The organism is Bradyrhizobium sp. dw_411 (assembly GCF_018449695.1).
Classification (GTDB): Bacteria; Pseudomonadota; Alphaproteobacteria; order Rhizobiales; family Xanthobacteraceae; genus Bradyrhizobium.
Window position 1 is genome coordinate 38,491 of record NZ_JAAVUY010000006.1, and the last position, 22,651, is coordinate 61,141.

At 62.5% G+C, this 22,651-nt stretch carries 21 protein-coding genes; 11 read left to right on the forward strand and 10 right to left on the reverse strand.

The window, feature by feature from the left end; translation table 11 throughout:
* The first annotated feature begins 15 nt into the window (after window positions 1–15).
* Together HB676_RS11420 and HB676_RS11425 are read left to right on the forward strand one after the other, a co-directional pair.
* The gene (locus tag HB676_RS11420) at window positions 16–597 is read left to right on the forward strand and encodes an NUDIX domain-containing protein (RefSeq protein ID WP_213737903.1); all 582 of its coding nucleotides are present in this window, start codon (window positions 16–18) and stop codon (window positions 595–597) included.
* Window positions 598–664: 67 nt separating this feature from the next.
* Complete coding sequence (locus tag HB676_RS11425) at window positions 665–1,300, forward strand: aspartate/glutamate racemase family protein (RefSeq protein WP_213737904.1); 636 nt, start codon at window positions 665–667, stop codon at window positions 1,298–1,300.
* Window positions 1,301–1,415: 115 nt separating this feature from the next.
* On the opposite strand, the gene HB676_RS11430 is transcribed toward HB676_RS11425, so the two are convergent.
* Window positions 1,416–2,177, reverse strand: a complete 762-nt coding sequence (locus HB676_RS11430; RefSeq protein WP_213738237.1) for an SOS response-associated peptidase — start codon at window positions 2,175–2,177, stop codon at window positions 1,416–1,418.
* A gap of 62 nt (window positions 2,178–2,239) precedes the next feature.
* Between HB676_RS11430 and HB676_RS11435 the strand changes: the two genes are divergently transcribed.
* The 9 genes from HB676_RS11435 (at window position 2,240) to HB676_RS11475 (ending at window position 10,082) form a co-directional block, all read left to right on the forward strand.
* Complete coding sequence (locus tag HB676_RS11435; protein ID WP_213737905.1) at window positions 2,240–2,737, forward strand: hypothetical protein; 498 nt, start codon at window positions 2,240–2,242, stop codon at window positions 2,735–2,737.
* Between the two features lie 77 nt (window positions 2,738–2,814).
* On the forward strand, window positions 2,815–3,240 hold the full coding sequence (locus HB676_RS11440; RefSeq protein ID WP_213737906.1) for an NUDIX hydrolase: 426 nt from the start codon (window positions 2,815–2,817) through the stop codon (window positions 3,238–3,240).
* 79 nt (window positions 3,241–3,319) lie between these two features.
* The gene (locus tag HB676_RS11445) at window positions 3,320–3,697 is read left to right on the forward strand and encodes a TIGR02301 family protein (RefSeq protein ID WP_213737907.1); all 378 of its coding nucleotides are present in this window, start codon (window positions 3,320–3,322) and stop codon (window positions 3,695–3,697) included.
* A 220-nt stretch (window positions 3,698–3,917) separates the two neighbouring features.
* Complete coding sequence (locus HB676_RS11450) at window positions 3,918–4,184, forward strand: hypothetical protein (protein WP_213737908.1); 267 nt, start codon at window positions 3,918–3,920, stop codon at window positions 4,182–4,184.
* 114 nt (window positions 4,185–4,298) lie between these two features.
* On the forward strand, window positions 4,299–5,180 hold the full coding sequence (locus HB676_RS11455; protein ID WP_213737909.1) for a folate-binding protein: 882 nt from the start codon (window positions 4,299–4,301) through the stop codon (window positions 5,178–5,180).
* The gene (locus HB676_RS11460) at window positions 5,177–5,803 is read left to right on the forward strand and encodes a DNA-3-methyladenine glycosylase I (RefSeq protein ID WP_213737910.1); all 627 of its coding nucleotides are present in this window, start codon (window positions 5,177–5,179) and stop codon (window positions 5,801–5,803) included. Before HB676_RS11455 ends, HB676_RS11460 begins: the two co-directional genes overlap by 4 nt.
* Entirely contained in the window at window positions 5,800–6,423 is a 624-nt protein-coding gene (locus HB676_RS11465) for an HD family hydrolase (protein WP_213737911.1), read from the forward strand. Before HB676_RS11460 ends, HB676_RS11465 begins: the two co-directional genes overlap by 4 nt.
* A 154-nt stretch (window positions 6,424–6,577) precedes the next feature.
* Entirely contained in the window at window positions 6,578–7,084 is a 507-nt protein-coding gene (locus HB676_RS11470) for a protein-tyrosine phosphatase family protein (protein ID WP_213737912.1), read from the forward strand.
* 250 nt (window positions 7,085–7,334) lie between these two features.
* Window positions 7,335–10,082 carry a DUF2339 domain-containing protein gene (locus HB676_RS11475; protein ID WP_213737913.1) on the forward strand — a complete coding sequence of 916 codons (2,748 nt, stop codon included), beginning with the start codon at window positions 7,335–7,337 and terminating at the stop codon, window positions 10,080–10,082.
* Window positions 10,083–10,100: 18 nt separating this feature from the next.
* Here HB676_RS11475 and HB676_RS11480 read toward each other — a convergent pair whose 3' ends face one another.
* The 9 genes from HB676_RS11480 to HB676_RS11520 form a co-directional block, all read right to left on the reverse strand.
* Entirely contained in the window at window positions 10,101–11,807 is a 1,707-nt protein-coding gene (locus HB676_RS11480; RefSeq protein ID WP_213737914.1) for a methyl-accepting chemotaxis protein, read from the reverse strand.
* A gap of 203 nt (window positions 11,808–12,010) precedes the next feature.
* Window positions 12,011–13,717, reverse strand: a complete 1,707-nt coding sequence (locus tag HB676_RS11485; RefSeq protein ID WP_275944932.1) for a methyl-accepting chemotaxis protein — start codon at window positions 13,715–13,717, stop codon at window positions 12,011–12,013.
* A 182-nt stretch (window positions 13,718–13,899) separates the two neighbouring features.
* On the reverse strand, window positions 13,900–14,145 hold the full coding sequence (locus HB676_RS11490; RefSeq protein WP_213738239.1) for a hypothetical protein: 246 nt from the start codon (window positions 14,143–14,145) through the stop codon (window positions 13,900–13,902).
* A gap of 200 nt (window positions 14,146–14,345) precedes the next feature.
* On the reverse strand, window positions 14,346–14,954 hold the full coding sequence (locus HB676_RS11495; protein WP_213737915.1) for a hypothetical protein: 609 nt from the start codon (window positions 14,952–14,954) through the stop codon (window positions 14,346–14,348).
* A 113-nt stretch (window positions 14,955–15,067) separates the two neighbouring features.
* Window positions 15,068–16,054: an acryloyl-CoA reductase gene (locus HB676_RS11500; protein ID WP_213737916.1), complete on the reverse strand. Its 987-nt coding sequence runs from the start codon at window positions 16,052–16,054 to the stop codon at window positions 15,068–15,070.
* 50 nt (window positions 16,055–16,104) lie between these two features.
* Complete coding sequence (locus tag HB676_RS11505; RefSeq protein WP_213737917.1) at window positions 16,105–17,355, reverse strand: MFS transporter; 1,251 nt, start codon at window positions 17,353–17,355, stop codon at window positions 16,105–16,107.
* Between the two features lie 198 nt (window positions 17,356–17,553).
* Window positions 17,554–19,011 carry a cell wall hydrolase gene (locus HB676_RS11510; RefSeq protein WP_213737918.1) on the reverse strand — a complete coding sequence of 486 codons (1,458 nt, stop codon included), beginning with the start codon at window positions 19,009–19,011 and terminating at the stop codon, window positions 17,554–17,556.
* Window positions 19,012–19,400: 389 nt separating this feature from the next.
* On the reverse strand, window positions 19,401–22,298 hold the full coding sequence (ppdK, locus tag HB676_RS11515) for a pyruvate, phosphate dikinase (protein ID WP_213737919.1): 2,898 nt from the start codon (window positions 22,296–22,298) through the stop codon (window positions 19,401–19,403).
* Window positions 22,299–22,397: 99 nt separating this feature from the next.
* Entirely contained in the window at window positions 22,398–22,553 is a 156-nt protein-coding gene (locus HB676_RS11520; protein ID WP_213737920.1) for a DUF3096 domain-containing protein, read from the reverse strand.
* Window positions 22,554–22,651: the final 98 nt, after the last annotated feature.

Consider the following 22,651-nt stretch of genomic DNA (forward strand, 5'->3'; position numbering starts at 1 on the left):
ATCAACAGGCATGGCATGAGCATCTCCGACCGCATCCGCATTCACAACGTCCGCCTGCTCTCGGACAACCACTACACGCTCAAAACCACCACCTTCGAATGGCGGCGCGCCAACGGGGAATGGCAGACCCAGCACCGCGAGAGCTACGATCGCGGCAACGGCGCGGCGCTGCTGCCTTACAATCTGGCGCAGCGCAGCGTGATCCTGGTGCGGCAGTTTCGTTACCCGGCCTATGTCAACGGCTATGACGATCTCTTGATCGAAGCTCCGGCGGGACTGCTGGATAACGAAACTCCGGAAATCCGGATTCGCGCCGAAGTGGAGGAAGAAACCGGCTATCGGCTCGGCCAAGTGCGAAAAATATTCGAGGCCTTCATGAGCCCGGGCGCCGTCACCGAAAAACTGCACTTCTTTGTCGCCGAGTATGAATCCGATATGCGGATCGGCAGCGGCGGCGGTCTTGCTTCCGAAGGCGAGGATATCGAGGTGCTGGAATTGCCGATCGACCAGGCACTCGCGATGATCGGCGACGGCCGCATCATGGACGCCAAGACCATCCTGCTGTTGCAATATGCGGCGCTGAATATTTTCAGATAAACTTCGCCATCGAAACCCGTTTCAAACGACATTGACACCTCATCAGGCTAAAGTCAGATTGACCACCATGCGCATCGCCCTCATTCACGCTTTGAAACACTCGCTGGTCCCGATCGAGGCCTCGTTCGCCCGGCTGTGGCCGGACGCCAGCTTGATGAATCTGCTCGACGACAGCCTGTCGGCCGACGTCGCGCGCGAGGGCCGCCTCACCGCAGGGATGACCGACCGCTTCCTGGCGCTTGGCCAATACGCTGTAACCACCGGCGCCAATGCGATCCTGTTCACCTGCTCGGCGTTCGGCCCTTGTATCGAGGCGGTTGCGCGCGCGCATGCACCGATGCCGGTGCTCAAGCCCAATGCAGCGATGATCGAGCAGGCCGCCGCACGCGGCCACCGCATCGGCCTGCTCTCGACCTTCCCGCCGACGCTGGTGTCGATGCCGCCGGAATTTCCGCGCTCGGTCGAGGTGGTGCCGAAACTGGCCGAAGGCGCGATGGCGGCTTTGGATCGCGGCGATCGCGCCGAACATGATCGTCTGGTCGCACAGGCCGCCCGCGATTTGCGCGACTGCGATCTGATCGCACTCGCGCAATACAGCATGGCGCCCGCAGCCGCCATGGTCGCCGAGGCCTCAGGCCTGCCGGTTCTCACCACGCCCGACAGCGCCGTGCAGAAGCTGAAGCAATTGCTCGGCGTCGGGTGACCTCGGTGGTCCCGTAGGGTGGGCAAAGCGACAGCGTGCCCACCAATGTATCCAAACTCTGAAAGATGGTGGGCACGGCGCAAGGGCGCCTTTGCCCACCTTACGATTCCTGCGATCAGAACAAGCTTCCCTGCCCCTCGTCAGGCATCACCGCCGGTTTCTTCGACACAACCTTCTTCGCCGGCTTCTGCTCCTCTGCCATCCGCTGCTCCGCGGTGATCGGCAACACCAGTTGCGCATCGTCATTGGCGACATGATTGACCCGCGTTGAGACCTCATGCCAGGCGAACTCGCCTTCTTGAGGTCCCGTCATCAGCGCCATCACCGTCTCGGCATTGTCGGCGCGGCAATCGAGCCACCGCTCGAAATCAGCGGGCTCGATGGTCACCGGCACGCGGTGATGCAGCACGGCGAGATCCGCGCTCGCCGGCGCGGTCACGATCGCCACCGTGTCCATTTCCTCGCCGTTCGGCCCCATCCAGGTTTCGGCAATTGCCGCAAGCCCGATCGGGCTGCCGTCGCGGCGATGGATGAAATAGGGCCGCTTGCGCTGGTCGGAGGTGTGCCATTCGTAATAGCCGTCCGCCGGAATCAGGCAGCGCCGCCGCCTGATCGCGTTCTTGAAGGCGGGCTTTTCGCGTATCGTCTCGGCCCGCGCATTGATCAGTAGCGTAAAATTACGGGGGTCCTTGACCCAGGCCGGCCACAACCCCCAGCGCATCAGGCGAAAATGCCTCGCCCCGTGCTCGATGATAACAACCGGAACCGGTTGCGTTGGCGCAATATTATGTTGCGGCGGGAAATTAGGCTGCTCGGCGAAGCCGAACATCTGCCGTATAATGGCCGGCGATGAGGTGATTACAAAGCGTCCGCACATTCTGTCGTCCACATAGGCATCTATTCAGTACCTTTTAACCCCAACCGATAAGACTGCGGCAGATGACATCAACCGCGCCCCCGCGACCAGACCCCAGAACGGGCCCCGAGCAGGCGGCGCGGGCTGCCCAATTGCGGGCAGCCAATATCAATCCCCGCACCGGCCTCGCCACCGACTATCTGAATCATTTCAACGAAGCCATCATGCTGCTCGAAATGATTCCGGACATGCCGGAATGCTCGGAGGATTTCCTGGCATGGCAGCCACTGTCCTATAGCGAGCATTTCACCGCCTCTAACTTCAAGGCGCGCGACCTCGCCATCGAGGCCTATCAAGCCGCCGACGCCAACATCCGCGCCGAATTCGACAGCCTGACCACTGCCATGACTTCGATCCTGACCGCGGTCAGTGCGGCGATGCGCGAAGCCCGGCAGGACAAAACCCGCGCCATTCTGGCCGAGCAAGCCACCGGCTGGGTGAAGCCGCTGGTGGCGCTGGCCGGCGGCATTATCAACGGCTCGGGCGCCGAGGCCGACGTCGACTTCATCATGAACCATTGAATTGTCGAATTAGACCCTGGCCCAGCTATCAGGCATGGTCGTTTGCGAAACCGCGTTGCTCTTTTTGAGTTCATACCTTGACGACCTCCATTCAGCCGTCTCATCCCCAGCTTGCCGTCAGCGCGTCGATCTTTCGCGACGGCAAGATCCTGCTGGTGCGGCGCGCGCGATCGCCGGCCAAGGGCTTTTATTCGCTGCCGGGCGGCCGGGTTGAATTCGGTGAAACCCTGCACGCCGCCTTGCAGCGCGAAGTCGATGAGGAAACCGGCCTGAAAATCGAGATCGTCGATCTGGCCGGCTGGCGCGAAGTGGTGCCGGGAACCGGCGGCGGCGGGCATTATCTGATCATGTCATTCGCGGCGCGCTGGAGTTCCGGCGAGCCGGTGCTCAACGACGAACTCGACGATTTCAAGTGGCTCGCCCCCGATGCGCTCGGCGATCTCGCCATCACCCCCGGCCTGCCCGACATCATCCAGTCCGCCCGGCGCGTGCTCGGGATCTGATAACGGGTGCCCAAAGGGGTTCCCGCGCCTTGCTTCCAGCGCATTGAAAAGGCATATCACGGCGGTCCCGGACCCATTCATGTCAAAGTATTTTCTGGCTGCCTTTGTCCTCTTCTCGGCATGTGTTTCTGGCCCAGCGCGGGCCCAGGATGCGGCTGCGCCGTTCGACGGCGACCTGCAGCGGCTGGCCGAGATTCTCGGCACCCTGCACTATCTGCGGGGCATTTGCGGCAGCAATGAAGGCGGCAAATGGCGCAATGAAATGCAGGCGCTGATCGATGCCGAGACCCCCTCGGGCGATCGCCGCGCGCGCATGATCGCGGGCTTCAACCGTGGCTATAACGGCTTCCAGCAGACCTATCGCACCTGCACGCCCGCCGCTTCCGTCGCGATCCGCCGCTATATCGACGAGGGATCGAAGATCTCCAAGGACCTGACCGCGCGCTACGCCAACTAAGCGTTTCAAGCCAACGGGTCGCGCGAACGTACGCCCGATGACAGGCTCTGTGGATGCCGGTTTTTCACACCGGAAATTTCGGTTTCTGCATAACAGATTCATGTTGGGGGTCGCCGTTAACCTTTCCTAAAGAAGTGGTCTAGGCGGCGCGCTGGCGCATGCTACACCTCACGCATTCGACGCGCTCCGCCCTGGACCGCGCCCACATTCGATGAGTTCCATGAGCCATCCAGAGTCCTTTTCGACCGCCCGCGACCCGTTGCCCGATCAAGAGCAAAAACAGGCTGCCCTCAGTTATCTCAACGAGGCCTGGGCGGAAGCGCGGCACGATGGTGTCGATGGCGATTGTCTGGCGCAGGCCAGCCTGTTTGCGGCCTTCGCCGAACTGGTCAGCACCTACGGCGAAGATGCAGTGGCAAAATTCGTCGAAGGCCTCCCCGCGCGCGTGCGCAACGGCGAGTTTTCGATACAGATGGCGAAGCAGTAAGTTCGCCTCCAGCCAAAACGCCATCGTTTGCTTACGGCCCGCGCCTTGCGCGGGCCTTGTCGTTTATGACCGGGCGGCTTACGTTCTGCTGTCCATGTCACACGAGATTTTTACATGAAAGCAGCGCTTCTGCCCGATCGGGGCGTGATCAAGGTCGGCGGCAACGACGCCCGCGACTTTCTCAACGGCCTTGTCACCACCGATATCACGGCGCTGCAGCCGGGCCTGGCGCGGTTCGGCGCTTTGCTGACGCCGCAGGGCAAGATCACGACGGATTTTCTGATCACCGAGGCCCCTTCCGGCCATGGCGGCGGCTTCCTGATCGACTGCCCGCGCGTGCTCGCGCAAGGCCTCGCCGACAAGCTCGGTTTCTATCGGTTGCGCGCCAAGGTCACCGTCGAGAATCTCTCGGACAATCTCGGGGTACTGGCGGCGTGGGACGGCGATCTCGCGCTGAAACCTGATCTGGCGTTTGCCGATCCGCGCGATGCCAGGCTCGGCTGGCGGATTCTGGTGCCGCAGGATCTCGCGCAAAAAGCGGCCGATCTGATCGGCGCTGACATGGTCGACAGCGCCGCCTATGATGCACATCGGATTGCGTCGGGCGTGCCGCGCGGCGGGCTCGACTTCATGTATGGCGATGCGTTTCCGCATGAGACCAATATGGACCGGCTGCACGGCGTCGATTTCGACAAGGGCTGCTATGTCGGGCAGGAAGTGGTGTCGCGGATGCAGCATCGCGGCACTGCGCGCACGCGCACGGTCCGGATCGTTCTCGACGGCGCGGCGCCGGAACCGGGGGCTGCGATCCTCGCCGGCGACAAGCCGGTCGGCACCATGGGTTCGGCCGCAGACCGCAACGGTCTCGCATTGATACGGATCGACCGTGTCGCCGACGCGCTCAATGCAAAAATCCCGCTGACTTCAGGCGGCCTTTCTCTGCACCTCGCCGATCCCGACGATGTGCGCTCCCCACCCCGGCAGACCGTGGCATGACCAGATCCGCGCGCCTGCATGCCGACGGCCTGACGCGGTGCCCGTGGCCGGGCGAAGATCCGTTTTACATCGCCTATCACGACACCGAATGGGGCGTGCCGGAATATGACGACCGCGCGCTGTATGAAAAACTCATCCTCGACGGTTTCCAGGCCGGCCTGTCGTGGATCACGATCCTGCGCAAGCGCGACAATTTCCGGAAGGCCTTCGATGATTTCCAGCCGGAAAAGATCGCGCGCTATAACGCCAAGAAAGTTCATGCACTGATGAACGATGTTGGCATCGTCCGCAACCGCGCCAAGATCGAAGGCACCATCAACAGCGCGAAGTCCTATCTCAAGATCATGGAAGACGGCCCCGGCTTTTCCAAATTCATGTGGGATTTCGTCGACGGCAGACCGAAGGTCAACCACTTCAAGACCACCGCCAGCGTGCCGGCGTCGACACCCATCTCGATCAAGCTGTCAAAGGAACTGGCGTCGCGCGGATTCAAATTTGTCGGCCCTACCATTGTCTATGCCTTCATGCAGGCCACCGGCATGGTCAACGACCATCTGGTCACCTGCTTTTGCCACGAGAATTGCGCCGGAAAACAGCGCGCGCCACGCCTCAAAGCCAAATGACGGCGGGCAAATCGTCATTCGCGCCCGAAACCGCCTCGCGCGTCTGGCAGCGGATGTTGTCGGGGCGGCGGCTCGATCTGCTTGACCCCTCGCCGCTGGATATCGAAATCGCCGATATTGCCCATGGCCTGGCGCGCGTGGCGCGCTGGAACGGGCAAACCAATGGCGCGCATATTTTCTCGGTGGCGCAGCACACGCTGTTGGTCGAAGCCGTGATGCGCGAGCAGAGCCCGCGCATCGATATCCGTTTCCGGCTCGCCGCGTTGCTGCACGATGCGCCGGAATATGTCATCGGCGACATGATCTCGCCGTTCAAGGCCGTGCTGGGCGGGAACTACAAGGCGGTCGAAAAGCGGCTGCTGTCGGCGATCCACATCCGCTTCGGCCTGCCAGCGGTGTTGCCGGATGAGATCACCCAGCAGATCAAGGCGGCCGACCGGGGCGCCGCCTATCTCGAGGCGACGCACCTCGCCGGTTTTGCGCAAGCCGAGGCAAAGCGGCTGTTCGGCCGCGACCCCGGCCTTCCCGCCACGACGGAGCGGGATTATCTGACGCCCTGGACCGCGGCCAAAGCCGAGAAGCGGTTTTTGGCAAGGTTCAAAACCATCTCGTCTTCGTAGGGTGGGCAAAGCGACAGCGTGCCCACCATCTTGCTTCACACGATAGGTGGTGGGCACGGCGAAGAGCGCCTTTGCCCACCCTACATGCTACCTGCGAGACCCGCTTTCACCGCCTCGCGGGCAGGCTTATAATCGTCGCGACAAAAGGACTGCCATGATTCACGTCTGCTCCCTCGCCGCCCTTCCCGACACCGTCAAGGCCGTCGGCGCCAGCCACGTTCTCACCGTCATGGCCAATGTCGCCCAGGTGCAGCGGCCGGAATCGGTGCTGCCGGCCAATCATCTGAAGGTGCAGATGGACGACATCATCGAGCACATGGACGGCTTTGTCGCGCCGTCGGATTCTCACATCGAGCAGGTCCTGAATTTTGTGCGCGGCTGGGATCGCAACGCGCCGCTGGTCGTCCATTGCTATGCCGGCATCAGCCGCTCGACTGCGAGCGCCTTCGCGGCCGCCTGCATGCTCAATCCGCATCGCGACGAGATCGCAATCGCGCGGCAAATCCGCGCGGCGTCGCCGATCGCATCGCCGAACCGACTGATCGTCAGCCTGGCCGACAAGGCGCTGGGGCGCGAGGGGCGGATGCTGCGGGCGCTCGACGAGATTGGCCCGGGCAGCATGACGGTCGAAGGCCGGCCGTTCCGCGTCGATCTCGAATGATGCCGTAAGCCTCCTACCCGGCGGCGTTTGAACTTTTATCACCCGAAATCCCACTCACTGACGCGAGCGGCCCTGTCAATGCTGATTGGGGCGTGGAATCGTATGCGCGGGTCGAACCATCCGGCGCGATACCGACACACATCGGGATTGAGCCGACGACGCCGGTGCGTCCGACGACGCCAGGAATTTATCGTTGCAAACGGATTTGACGTGATCAGCCCGAACGACGGGCCGGTCGGCTGGAGGATTGATGTTCGACTTTTTCGCGATGGCGATTGCCGTTGTGGCGCTGATTGTCGCGCGCAAGACCTTCAATCAGGCCGCAGTCCTGCGGGCGCGACTGGACGCAATCGAAGCCATAGGCTTCCAACAAGGACCGGGCTTCCAACAAGGGCCGGGTGTCCAACAAGGATCGGGCCTGCAACAACGGCCCTTACCGCCGCCACTCCCACGCGCTGAGTGGAAACCGGCTCCGACCACCCCATCGCCGGCTATTGCGCCCGAACAGCCGGCGGCAGTGGCCCGCGCTGAGACAGCCGCGCCAGCCGAAACGAATGCACCCACTGCGCCGAGCGATGTCGAAGCCGCTGCGCCGCCGCCGCTTCCGCCGGCCCAGCCTGGCTTTGAGGAACGTATCGGCACCCGCTGGGTGGTCTGGGTCGGTGGCCTGACGCTGGCGCTCGGCGGCTTCTTCATGGTCCGCTATTCGATCGAGGCAGGGCTGCTCGGGCCCGGCGTGCGAACGCTGCTGGGTGGCGCGTTCGCGCTGGCGCTGTTGGCGGCCGGCGAATGGACGCGACGCAAGGAGAGCCTCTCCACCATCGATGCGCTGCCGATCGCCAATATTCCGGCGATCCTCACCGCGGCGGGAACTGCCGTGGCCTTCGCGACCGTTTATGCCGCCTATGCACTATATGGTTTTCTGGTGCCTGCCACGGCCTTCATCCTGCTCGGGTTGGTCGCGTTGGGCACGCTCGCCGCCGCATTGCTGCACGGACCGGCGCTGGCCGGCCTCGGGGTCGCCGCCGCCTTCGCCACGCCGGTTCTGGTCTCGTCCGAGAAGCCGGATTTCTGGGCGCTGTATATCTATCTTGCCATCGTCACCGCGGCCGCCTTCGGCCTGGCGCGGATCAGGCTGTGGCGCTGGCTCGCCGTCACCACCATCCTGTTCGCGCTGCTCTGGACTTTTCCCTGTCTGGAGTGCGGCCCCTCAATGATCGGACCACATGCGTTCCACGTCGTGGCCGGTTTCGTGCTGGCCGCGTTGCTGGTGGTATGCGGCTTCCTGTTTGGGCCGCCGGCCGATGAGGGCCGGATCGAGCCGATCTCATCCGGTTCGCTCGCGGCCTACCTCGCCGGCGCAACCCTGATCGTGCTCGCGAGTTTCCATGCCGACGCCGCCATGATCGTGTTCACCGGGCTGGTGGCCGGCGCATTGTTGGTGGCATGGCGGGCGCAAGCTGCCACCGCCGCGGTCGGCGCGGCAGCCGCGTTCGTCTTTATCGTGTTTGCGGCATGGGCGGTCAGCGGCAATCCCGACATGCTGGTGCTGCCGGGCGGACCGTTACCCGGCATCGGCCCTGTCGCTACCGACAGCTCGGTTTCGCTGCATCTGATCACAGCGGCGATCTTCGCACTTGGCTTCGGTGCCGCGGGATTCCTCGCGCAGGGGCGCTCGGTGAGCGCCATCATCCCGGTGGTATGGTCGGCGGCAGCCGTCTTCACACCGCTGGCGCTGCTGATCGCGCTCTATGCGCGCATCGCCCATCTCGACCGCTCGATCCCGTTTGCGATCTTGGCGGTCGTACTCGCAGCCGCTTTTGGCGCGGCGACCGAAATTCTCACCAAGCGTGACAACCGGCCGGGGTTGCCGATCTCGATTGCGCTGTTCGCCACCGGTGCACTTGGCGCCCTGGCGCTGGCGTTGACCTTTGCACTCGAAAAAGGCTGGCTCACGATCGCGCTGGCGCTGATGTCGATGGGCACCGCCTGGATTTCGATGCAGCGGCCGATTCCGTTCCTGCGCGCGCTGGCCGCCATTCTTGCGGGGATCGTTGTGCTGCGCATCGGCTACGAGCCGCGCATTGTCGGCGATGCCATCGGCACCACGCCAATCTTCAACTGGCTGCTGTTGGGTTATGGCCTGCCGGCGCTGTCGTTCTGGATGGCCAGCATTTTCCTGCGCCGCCGTGGCAACGACGCGCCGCTGCGTACGGTGGAATCCGCCGCGATCCTGTTCACCGTGCTGCTGGTGTTCATGGAAATCCGCCATGCCATGAACGATGGTAACGTCTACCAGGACATTGGCAGCCTCACCGAGACAGCGCTGCAGATCTGCTCGGCGCTGGCGATGGCGATCGGCCTCGAGCGGTTGCGGATCCGCACCGGCAGCGTCATCCACAATGTCGCCGCCGTCTTGCTCACGGTTTTCGCGGGATTGGCCGCGGTGTCCGGGCTGTTGTTCTTCGACAATCCAGCGATATGGCGCATCGAAATAGCGGGCGTGTTCATCAATCCGGTCCTGCTCGGCTATGCGCTGCCCGCAGTGCTGGCGCTGCTGTTGTCCTACGCGGTCGCGGGCCGGCGGACGGCCGCCTATGGCAATACGATTGCAGGCGCGGCGCTGGTGCTGGCGCTCAGCTATGTGACGCTTGAAATCCGCCGGCTCTATCACGGCCCGCAATTGAGCAGCGGCGTGACCGGCGGCGCCGAGCAATACACTTATTCGATTGCGTGGCTGGCGTTCGGCGTGACGCTGCTTGGAATCGGTATCGTCTTCAACTCGCAGCGCGCCCGGCTTGCCTCGGCTATCGTCATCGCGCTGACGATCCTCAAGGCGTTCCTGATCGACATGTCGACTTTGACGGGTGTCTACCGCGCTTTGTCGTTCATGTGCCTCGGCCTGGTGCTGGTAGCGATCGGCTGGTTGTACCAGCGAATCCTGTTTCGCCGCCGATCGGCGCCACCGTCCGATGACGCCGTTCAGGCGAACGTCTAGCGTGTTGTGAGAGTTAGGTCAGGCCGCCCGTACCGAACTCAGGAACCGGCCGACTTCAAGCTTGAGACGATTGCTGTCGCTCGACAGCGATTGTGCCGCCGACAGCACCTGCGACGAGGCCGAACCGGTCTCGCTGGCACCCTGCTGCACATCGGCGACGTTGGATGAAACCTGCATGGTGCCTTGAGCGGCCTGCTGCACGTTGCGGGAAATCTCCTGCGTCGCCGCGCCCTGTTCTTCCACCGCGGCCGCGATGGTCGAGGAAATCTCCGACAGCTTTTCGATGGTGCCGCTGATTTCCTGGATCGCTCCCACCGACTCCTGCGTCGCCGTCTGGATGCTACTGATCTGCTGGCCGATTTCGTCGGTCGCCTTGGCGGTTTGTTCCGCCAGCGCCTTGACCTCGGATGCGACGACCGCGAAACCGCGACCGGCCTCGCCGGCACGGGCTGCTTCGATGGTGGCATTGAGCGCGAGCAGGTTGGTCTGGCCGGCGATGGTGTTGATCAGATCGACGACATCGCCGATGCGGGCCGCCGCCTTCGACAGTTCGTCGATACGGCCGTCGGTCTTGCGGGCCTGATCGACCGCCTCATTAGCCATCCGCGCCGAAGCCTGCACCTGACGGCTGATCTCGTTGACCGACGAAGACAGTTCTTCGGTTGCCGATGCTACCGATTGCACATTGGTGGAGGCCTCCTCGGACGCAGCCGCGACCATGGTGGCGCGTTCCTGCGAGCGAACCGCGCTTGAGGTCAGCGTCGAGGCCGAGGCTTCGAGTTCGGTCGAAGCGGACGACACGGTTTCGATGATCTCGCCGACCGCGCCTTCGAAATCGTCGGCCAGCTTGAACATGTCCGCCTTGCGCTGGTCGGCATTGCGCTTTTCGGTGACCACCTGCTCCGCGCGCATCCGCTCGACTTCGAGTCCGTTCTTCTTGAAGACTTCGACGGTACGGGCCATGTCGCCCACCTCGTCACGGCGTTCGATACCGGGAACGTCAGCCTTCAGATCATTACCCGCGAAAGCCTCCATGACCGCCTTCAGCAGCACGATCGGCTTGACGATGCCGAACTGGCCGATCAGGTAGCCGGCCGCTACGCCGAAAATGATGCCAATAGCGGCAATGATCATCAACTGGCGTGAGGTGGCCTCGTATTCTTCGCTGGCTTGTTTGGAAAGATTTTCGACGCGCTCGACCAGCCGGTCGGCGACCGCCCGGATCGTGCCCTGCAATTTCTCCGCCCCGGCGCGGCTCTTCATCGCGGAATCCCGCAATTGAACCGTCAGATCGCCTAACTGCACATCCTTGGCGCTATCGGCGAGGCTGAGCGTATTCTGAAGATCACGCCGATAGTCGGCCATCGCTTCCTTGACGGCAGGCAACATGCTGGCCGCCTGCGCATCGCGCGTCGTGCCCACACCCGCCAATCTTTCGTCAAAGAGCTTCATCTGCTCCTCGATCACGCCATGCACCGCCGCACGATTTTCCGCGCTTGGATCCAGCGCGACACGAAACTCAGCCCGGTTCAGCGCGATCACGCTCTGATTGGCCCTCGCAGCCTCCAGTGCCCGTCGCGCAGCGAAACTCATATTATCCGCGCCGGTGTTGAGCGAAGCCATCGCATGGATGCCCAGCCAGCTGATCGCGATGGCGGTCGCCGACAGCAGCATGATGACGGCAAGAATTTTGGTGATGATCTTGAAGCGGGCGAGGAGAGACATGGCAGGCCTTTCAATATTTCAGCGGCTTCCGGGCGTGGCCCCGGGTCGCGAAATAAAGAAAGTGTTATCGTTACGGGAACTTAGTTCCCGTTAATTTACGGGACCGTAAAACTACGGCCGTGTGCCGAAACGATGCGCAATGCGCCGCGAGCCGGGCGGCGCGCGGCGCAAATGAAGGGCGTTGTGGAGTTTCAGCCGACCGGTCAGGCCGCTCTTACCGAGCTCAGAAATTTACCGACCTCGAGCTTGAGGCGGTTGCTGTCGCCCGACAGCGACTGCGCCGCCGAAAGCACCTGCGACGAGGCCGAGCCGGTCTCACTGGCGCCACGCTGGACGTCCGTGATGTTGGACGAGACCTGCATGGTGCCATGGGCGACCTGCTGCACGTTGCGGGCAATCTCCTGCGTCGCCGCGCCCTGTTCTTCCACCGCAGCCGCGATGGTGGAGGAAATCTCCGACAGCTTCTCGATCGTGCCGCTGATTTCCCTGATGTCGTTGACCGATTCCTGCGTCGCCGCCTGGATGCCTGTGATCTGCTGACCGATTTCGCCGGTCGCCTTGGCGGTCTGCTCCGCCAGCGCCTTGACCTCGGACGCCACGACCGCGAAACCACGCCCGGCCTCGCCGGCGCGCGCCGCCTCGATGGTGGCGTTGAGCGCGAGCAGATTGGTCTGGCCGGCGATCGTATTGATCAGTTCGACGACATCGCCGATGCGGGCCGCCGCTTTCGACAATTCGCCGATGCGGCTGTTGGTCTTTCGGGCCTGAGTGACCGCATCCGTGGCCATCCGCGCCGACTCCTGCACCTGATGGCTGATTTCGTTGACCGAGGCGGTCAACTCCTCGGTCGCCGATGCCACCGACTGCACGTTGGTGGAGGCCTCTTCGGACGCCGCCGCGACCTTGGTGGTGAGGTCTTCGGCGCGTTCCGCGGTCGTGGTCAGCGTCAAGGCCGAGCTTTCGAGTTCGCTTGAGGCTGTCGAGACGGTTTCGATGATCTCGCCAACCGCGCCTTCGAAATCGTCGGCAAGCCGGTGCATGTCCATCTTGCGCTGCTGCAACTGGCGCTGCTCGAGTTCGGTCTGCTCGGCGCGCAGCCGGTCGGTCTCGATCATCGCGCCCTTGAACACTTCTACCGTGCGCGCCATCTCCCCGATCTCGTCGTGCCGGTCCGCATCGAGAACGGGAGCATCGAGTTCGCCGTTGCTGAGACCCGCCATCCGCAACTTGAGACGGGACAATGGCTTGACCACGCTGCGCGCGACCGCCCAGGCGATGCCGATCGAGAGCAGCAGGAGAACGCCGATCACCATGGCAGCAGTCCGAACCATTCCCCAGAAGGTCGCGTCAATCTCCGTCATATATTCGGCGGAAGCGATCATCAGATGCCAGGGCGCGAAGCCGCGAACATAGGCGACCTTGTCCTGCGGGACCTTGTCTCCTCCCCTCGGAAACTGGTAGCGGATCATGCCTTCGCCCCGTTTCGCTATATCAAGCATCATCGATGCGAAGGGCAGGCCGTTCACGTCCTTAATGTCGCGGATATTCTTACCGATCAACGCCGGATTTCCGGCGTTCGACACGCAGATCCCGGTCTCGGTGTCATAAATGAAGAGGTAGTTGGTGTGACCTTCGAACCAGATCGCGCTGGAGTCCGCGAACAGACGCGCCTTGGCCTCTTCCTGGGTCATCGCGCCGGATTCAGCCGCACGCTGAAAACTCTCTGCCATGCTCCAGACCGCATCGACCACGGCGTGGGCTCTTTCGGTCCGTTCGTTGGCGAGTTCAGCGCGGGCGATGAAGAGCACCGTGCAGGCGACGAACACCATGAAGAGTACGCCGGCGATGGCCATGGCCGTCAGTCTGGCGGAAATCGAGCGAAGTGCGGCCATGTTGAGCAGGTTTTTCATTTTTCATTCACCCGGTGCGCGCGGACGTTCAGATCATGGCGAGGAACGATCAGCGTTCGCCACCTTTCCGGCTGCGCGACGATAGCGGTGACTTGGTAAATTTAAGGTTCAGGCTTGAAGTATCAGATGTCGCCGCGTGCGACGACGAACCGATGGCTGCGAGCGAGGATATCCTTCGCCTTTCACGGCGCAGGCTGACGCAACGCTTCCCCCAGCAGGCGGATTCTGAATACCGGCCTCCTGGCTTCATCCAGCATTTCCATCTGCCACTCGCTGTTTTGTTGCAGGCTGCGGGAAATGCCGCCCAGAAGATTGGCGCAAACCTTGGTCATTTCGGCCCACGCGTCCTCCCGGCTTTCAAATTCGGAGCCCTGATCGGACGCGCCGGAATAACGGCCGTGACTTATCCTGAAAAAATACATCGACATTTTCAAACCCGGGCATTTCTAAACGCCGAGGGGCGTCTGACCACCCTCACTGCGGATCACGCTGGGTCGAGAGTTGTTACCATGACATGAAAATATCGCTCCGTAGGACTACGGCCCGGTATGCGCGCATATGCGCCAACGCTCGTCACGAGCCACCACGTTGAAGGATTCGTTCTACAGCCGTTAAAGAAGATGCCGCGTCAGTCGGTCGAGCGGCGCAGTTCCGGAGCTGACTCGGATTTTGCAGATTCGGACTTGGCAGGCTCGGACTTCACTTCTGCCTTGATCGGCTCCATCCTGGCGCTCTCGACGCGGGGTGTTTCGACCCGCGCGGATACTTCGACCGATCCGGTTTGGTCCGGCGGCGCCAGCGAACGCGGACGCATCGGATGGGCCACGGCCCGCGCCATCAGCATCTGCGCAGCGCCCTGATGACGGAAATCGCAATAGGCGAAGCCCATGCCCGAGACCGATCCGCGGAAGCTGACTTCGTCTTTCTTGTCGAGATTGAAGCACGGCTCGAACGGGATGCCCTTAATCGACGCGCACACGGCCTGGCCGCGGATCTGCAGCGTATTGCCGGGCAATCTCAAATGACGAACCGGACCAGAGCCGCTGAACTGCACGGCACCCGTTGCGCCCATGTCATCAAGCACCCGGCCTGCGCCGCGGGTACCGTCGAAACAGGTAAAGGCGAACACCTTGCCGGAGACAAACTTGCGGGCCTCTTCGGCATTCATCTGCCCGGCCAGAGCGGGCGCTATCAACGCACCGGCCGCCACGGCCCCCAACACGAAACGCGCAAGCATGCTGTAACTCCGACTTTTACCGAGCACGGGCAAACTCATGTTTCTTTACCCGGTGCTTACCATACCAACAGTGGCAACATTGGAGCAGCTTGGTTGGTAAAGTCTGAACAAGCTTAGAGAATTTTTACCACGATTCGACCGCGGACCTGGCCGGCGAGGATTTTTACAGCGGCCTCGAAAACCCCGTCAAGATCAATTTCATGAGTAATTTCAGTAAGTTTTCTGGAATCCAGATCGCTCGCAAGGCGGCTCCAGGCGGCTTTTCGCAACTCAATCGGGCACATCACGGAATCGATACCCAACAGACACACTCCGCGCAAAATAAACGGCGCCACCGAGGACGGCAGGTCCATACCGGCGGCAAGACCGCAGGCGGCGACAGCGCCCCGGTATTTGGTCATCGAGAGGATATTGGCCAGCGTGGTCGAGCCGACGCTGTCGATGCCGCCGGCCCAGCGCTCTTTGGCGAGCGGCTTGGCCGGTCCCGACAGTTCATTGCGGTCGATCACCTCGGCCGCGCCGAGACCCTTCAAATAGTCGGTTTCCGACATCCGCCCGGTCGAGGCGATGACGTGAAACCCGAGCTTCGCAAGCACCGCAATCGCCACCGAACCGACCCCTCCGGCGGCGCCGGTGACGACGATCGGACCGTCCTTCGGGGTGAGGCCCTGCTTTTCGAGCGCCATCACCGCCAGCATCGCGGTGTAGCCGGCGGTCCCGATCGCCATCGCGTCGCGGGTCGATATGGTATCCGGCAATCGCACCAGCCAGTCGCCCTTGACGCGGGCCTTCTCGGCATAGGCGCCGAGATGGGTCTCGCCCAGGCCCCAGCCGTTGCAGACCACCTTGTCGCCGGCTTTCCATTGCGGATGCGACGACTGCTCGACGGTCCCCGCCAGGTCCACGCCAGCAATCATCGGAAACCGCCGCACCACCGGCGCCTTGCCGGTGATGGCCAAGCCGTCTTTATAATTCAGCGTCGACCATTCGACCCGGATGGTGACATCGCCGTCCATCAGATCGGCTTCGTCGAATTGTGTGAGCGCAGCGGTGGTACCTTTTTCCGCCTTGTCGATCCTGATTGCCTTGAACGTTCCCACCGGCGCCTCCTGCGAGTTCTGCTTTTCCAAGCTCAGGGATGTTTACCGGATCAGGCCGGCTGCGCAACCGGGCGGGCGACCGGCGCCTCCACGATCGGTAAATTGATCAGCGCCGACAGCACGCCGAACAGCACCGACAGCCACCAGATCGGCGTATACGATCCGAATTTCTCGAACACGATGCCGCCGAGCAGCACGCCGAGAAAGCCGCCGACCTGGTGGCTGAAAAACGCAAAGCCATACAGCGTCGCCAGCCAGCGCGTACCGAACATCACCGCGACCAGGCTTGAGGTGGGCGGCACCGTCGAGAGCCAGGTCAGGCCGGTGAAGACCCCGAACATGATCGCGGAGAAGGTCGTGATCGGCAGCGTGATAAAGGCTGCGATCGTTAGCGCGCGCGTGAAATAGAGCGCGGAGAGAATGTAGCGCTTCGGAAGCCGGCTCTGCAGCCAGCCGACGCCGACCGATCCGATGATGTTGAACAGACCGATGGTGGCGATCACCCAGCCGCCGATCTGAACCGGCACACCGCGATCGACCAGATAGGCCGGCATATGCACGGTGATGAAGGCGAGCTGAAATCCGCAGGTAAAGAAGCCGAGCACCAGCAGGACATAAGAGCGATGGCCGAACGCCTCGGCCAGCGCATTCTTGAAAGTCTGCTGCTGCGCTACAGCGGCGGTTCCGGTGGTTGGAGCGGCCGGCGTCGCCAGCGCCAGCGAGAGCGGCACCACCAGCAGCATCAGACCGGCAAACACCAGCAGCGCCGGCTGCCAGCCGAAATTGTCCAGCATCGCCACCCCGAACGGCGCGAATATGAATTGCCCAAACGATCCTGCGGCGGTGCCGGCACCCAGCGCGACGCCGCGCCATTCCGGCGGCAGCAGCTTTCCAAACGACGACAAAATCAGGTTGAACGAACAGCCGGACAGACCGAGGCCGATCAGGACACCGGCGCTGAGGTCGAGCGACGACGGCGTCGTGCCATAACGCATGACAACCAGGCCCGCCGCATACATCACCGCACCGGCGGAAATCACCCGCAGGCTGCCGAAACGGTCGGCGATCGCGCCGGCGAGCGGCTGGCCGATACCCCACAACAGATTCTGGATCGCCAGCGCGAGAGCGAAGACGTCACGGCCCCAGGCGAACTCCCGGCTCATCGGCTGCATGAAGAATCCGAATGCCGAGCGCGGACCGAATGTCAGCATGCCGATCAGGCAGCCGCACACCACGATCACCAGCGGCGTGCGCCAGCTCGCAGCGGGCATCGGACGCAGATCGCCTTCGGTCGCAGCCATGCAGATTCCTCGAGGGTTGGTGCGGATCGCGCCAAAAAAAATTCGGCGGATTGGCACACGCCGACACCGCCATGTCAGCGCGGCGCCCAAGTTAATGCATTAGCATGGAAATCCCAACCCGCCATGCGGCCAAACGCGCCGTTGCAAGGCTGCCCTGCGATTGGCGGGCGGGCAGCGAGCGTACTTTAAATTCCGTGTTTAGCGCCGCACCGTGGTATCGGAGATTTCCGCCGAACTCTTGGCGGCTTCCGCGAGCTTCGCCGAGATTTCAGCGGTCTGCGCAGACGTGCCCCAGCTCGGCGCTTCGCTGCCGTCGCCCCAGGCGCGGGGCCGATAGAAGGTGTGCACGCCGAATTTGTACATCTTCTTCATCTCGTTGACCCAAGACGGGCGCACCCAATAAGCGTGGTAGTGCGTCGACTTGTCGACTTCCGGCAACCACAATTGGCCGTCAAGCATCGCCTTGGAAATCTTCTGGGCGCGGTCCCACATATCGGGCTCGCGCACGACATCGGCGATGTTGTCGCAGGCAAAGGTGAACTGGCACGCCAGATGACGATGCTTGTTCTGGTAGACCACGCCGCACACGGTGTTCGGGTAGAAGCCCGAGAAAGTCCGGTTCATCACCACCTGCGCGACCGCGATCTGGCCGCGCACGGCTTCACCGCGGGCCTCGAAATACACGGCTTCGGCGAGGCATTTTTCGGACTTGGCGCGTGACTTCTCATCGAACAGGCCGAGCCGTTCGGCAGGCGTCTTGGCGCGCTGATTGTCCGAGTTGACTTCGCCCTTGGCGGCGATGCTCTCGCCGCTATCGCCGGCCTTGGGCAATTCATCCGCCGCCGTGGGCAACGACGCCATCACCTTCATGTCGGGATCGGGCACAGCACCCGGCATCACGATCATGGGCTCCTCGCCGGGCTGCCAGCGCTCCATGTTGGACACCGAAGCGCCGAGCGAGTTGCTGCCGAAAAAAAGACTCGCGGTCTTCATCGAGAAACCGTCATGCGACGCGCTGTTCTCGAGCGGCGCGGCCGCGACGTCGGGAGCGATCTTCATGTCGTCGAGCGGCTGGGTTTCGAGCGACAGCGAAACATCATATTGCGGAAGCGGCGGAGCGCTCAGCGCCTCCGCCAGTTCCGGATCAAGCTGAGTTGGCGTCGCAACCGGCGTCAACGCAGCGGATTTGGCACCCCTGACGGACGCATTGGAGGTCGAGGGGTCTTCAGGCACGGGCGCGACTTCCGCGGGCGGCTCGGTCTGCTGCGGAATCGCAACGAGACGGTCACCCTTCAGCGTGCGGTCGACCTTGGGAAAATCGGACGCTTGATAGCGCGCCGGCGGCTGAGCAATCGGATTGCGCGTCACGGAACCTGTGATGTCGATGCCTTGATTATCAAGGCTCGCGAGCCGATAGGTCGCGGCTTGCGGGGTGGACGTGCCGATCGGATGGCCGAAGCTGTAGGTGGCAACCTGGATATTGCTGGCGGCGGAGAAGACGCGGCTTTGCCAGCGCTCAGCGACACCCGGCTGCCGAGCCAGCAGTGATGCGATATCCTGATATCCGACTTCTGTCGGGGTCAATGCGAAAGCGCAAAGACCAAGGCCGAAGAACGCGAAACGCGCGCCCTTCGGCCGGTTACGCACTACTAACATTGATACACTCACGCAACGCAACGCTACACACACGCAGGACCGAACTTCAGTACATCCGTGCAATTCGATCTTTTTTGGTGATATCGAATTTAGGTTGCGAGGGAGTTAATCGGCGTTGCAGGCGCGATACACGCAAGGAATTGCTGCGTTTGCGCGGATCACATCAAAAGTGTTGGTAAATGGCGACAGGAATAAAGTGGTAAATATCGCGTCAACAAAAATGATGAAGAAAGTTTTGCGGGATGGCGGTGAGTTCCATGATCGCGCGGCATCAATGGATCGATCACGCAACGACACCATTCCGGGGCGCGCATAGCGCGAACCCGGAATCTCGAGATTCCGGGTCTGGTGCTACGCACCATCCCGGAATGACGGTGTGAATTTTTGACTCAAGCCTGGCTTGTCACAGCCTTGCCGAGCGCGGCCTGCGCCGCTGCAAGCCTCGCGATCGGCACGCGGTAGGGCGAGCACGAGACGTAGTCGAGGCCGATCTCGTGGCAGAACGCGACCGATGCGGGATCGCCGCCATGTTCGCCGCAAATGCCGACCTTGAGGCCGGGGCGCGTCTTGCGGCCGCGCGCCACACCGATCTTCACCAGCTCGCCGACACCGTCGCGATCGACCGAGATGAACGGATCGATCGCCAGGATGCCCTTGGCGATGTAGGTGCCGAGGAATCCGGCGGCGTCGTCGCGGCTGATGCCGTAGGTGGTTTGCGTGAGATCGTTGGTGCCGAACGAAAAGAATTCGGCAGTTTCGGCGACTTCGCCAGCCATCAGGCAGGCGCGCGGCAACTCGATCATGGTGCCAACCTGATAGCTCAGCTTGGTGCCGGTTTCCTTCATCACCGACTGCGCGGTGGCGTCGATCCGCGCCTTGACCAGATCGAACTCGGCCTTGGTCGCGATCAGCGGCACCATCACTTCAAGCCCGACGGCCTTGCCGGTGCGCTTGCCGGCTTCGACCGCGGCCTCGAAAATGGCACGCGCCTGCATCTCGGCGATTTCAGGATAGGCGATCGCCAGCCGGCAACCGCGGAAGCCGAGCATCGGATTGAATTCCGCGAGATCGCGGGCGCGATCGGCCAGCCGCCGCGGATCGGTGTTCATCGCACGCGCGACTTCCTCGATCTCGGCTTGCGTGTGCGGCAGGAATTCATGCAGCGGCGGATCGAGCAGCCGGATCGTGACCGGCAGCCCCTTCATGATCTCGAACAATTCGACGAAATCCGCGCGCTGCATCGGCAGCAATTTCGCCAGTGCAGCGCGGCGGGTCTGTTCGTCCTCGGCGAGAATCATCTCGCGCACGGTGCGAATACGAGTCTCCTCGAAGAACATGTGCTCGGTACGGCACAGCCCGATGCCTTCGGCGCCGAACTTGATCGCGGTGCGCGCGTCATCCGGCGTATCGCCATTGACGCGAACGCCGAGCTTGCGCACGGAATCCGCCCAACCCATCAGCGTGCCGAATTCGCCCGACAGTTCCGGCTCGATCATCGGCATCCGCCCGGCCAGAACCTGCCCCACCGATCCGTCGATGGTGATGACGTCGCCGGTCTTGAAGGTGCGCGAGCCGATGCTCATGGTGCCGCGGCCGTAATCGACGCGGATGCTGCCGCAGCCGGAGACGCAGGGCTTGCCCATGCCGCGCGCGACCACCGCGGCGTGCGAGGTCATGCCGCCGCGGGTGGTGAGAATGCCTTCGGCCGCATGCATGCCGTGAATGTCTTCAGGGCTGGTCTCGATCCGCACCAGGATGACCTTGCGGCCGTCGGCTTGAAGTTTCGCGGCCTCATCGGACGAGAACACGATTTCGCCGGCGGCGGCGCCGGGCGAAGCCGGCAGACCAGTTGCGATGATATCGCGCTTGGCGGCGGGATCGATGGTCGGATGCAGCAATTGATCCAGCGACGCGGGATCGATCCGCGACACGGCATCTTTCTTGGAGATCAGGCCTTCATTGGCGAGTTCGACGGCAATGCGCAGCGCTGCTTTCGCGGTGCGCTTGCCGCCGCGGGTCTGCAGCATCCACAATTTGCCCTGCTCGACCGTGAATTCCATGTCCTGCATGTCGCGGTAGTGCTTTTCGAGCATCGTGTAGATCCGCGTCAGCTCCTTGAACGCCTCGGGCATCGCGGTTTCCATCGATGCCTTGTCGGAACCGGATTCCTTGCGCGCATATTCCGTGATGTCCTGCGGCGTGCGGATGCCCGCGACCACGTCTTCACCCTGCGCGTTGATCAGGAATTCGCCGTAAAGCTTGCTCTCGCCGGTCGACGGATTGCGCGTGAACGCAACACCGGTGGCCGAGGTCTCGCCCATATTGCCGAACACCATCGCCTGCACGTTGACGGCGGTGCCCCAGGATTCCGGAATGTCGTGCAGCCGGCGATAGGTCACCGCGCGCGCATTCATCCAGGACGAGAACACCGCACCGATCGCGCCCCACAATTGCGCGTGCGGGTCCTGCGGGAAATCCGCGCCGGTCTCGCGCGCCACCGCATCCTTGTAACGGCCGACCAGATCGACCCAGTCATCGCCCGTCAAATCGGTGTCGAGCGTATAGCCCTGACTGTCCTTGAAGGTGTCGAGAATGTCTTCGAAGTGATGATGCTCGAAGCCGAGCACGACATCCGAATACATCGTGATGAAACGGCGATAGCTGTCATAGGCGAAGCGGCGATCGCCGGACAATTCAGCCAGCGCCTCAACTGTCTTGTCGTTGAGGCCGAGATTGAGCACGGTATCCATCATGCCCGGCATCGAGGCGCGTCCACCTGAACGCACCGACACCAGCAGCGGATTTCTAGAATCGCCAAACGACTTTCCGGCCAGTTTGCCGACATGATCGAGCGCCTTCTCGACCTGCGCTTTCAACGCCGCCGGATAGGATTTGTCGTGGGCGTAAAAATACGTGCAGACCGAGGTCGGAATCGTGAAGCCCGGAGGCACCGGCAGGCCGAGATTGGCCATCTCGGCCAGATTGGCTCCCTTGCCGCCCAGCAAATCGCGCAACTCCGCTTTGCCCTCGGCCTTGCCGTCGCCGAATGTGAACACCCATTTTCCAGCTTTCGCGGCGTCGACGGCGGGCTTCACCGCGGCTTTCGCCACGGTTGCCTTGCTGGCCGATTTGCCGGCGGGCTTGTTAACGGGCTTGGGCGTCGGCTTGGCTGCGCTCTTTGTGAGTGGCTTGCGGGCCGAGGCTGCCGGAGCGGTCTTCGCCCGAACCGGCCTGGATGACTTTGATTTCGCTGCGATTTTCTTAGACTTGGCGACGGCTTTGGCCATGACTTGCAAACATCCGCGAGAGGGAGGGAAGTGCGCGCCTTACACCACTTTGGGCGGCTCCGCGCAAGACGCGAAGCCTGTCCCAATGACCTGCAAGGCCTACACGTGGAACATCTTGAACAGGCCCAAACCCGCCAAACCGATGAAAATCAGATAGATCGCGACCACCAGATTGAGAAAGCGCGGCATGATCAGAATGAGGACGCCCGCAATCAGGGCCACGATGGGCTGAATATGGGCTGACGTGATGACCATAGATCTGTCTCCGCTGGAATATGTTGGAAAAATGTCGAATCGAGAGGGGCGCATTTTATCCGCTGGCGCGGTTCCACGATAGGAGACGCATGTCGCTT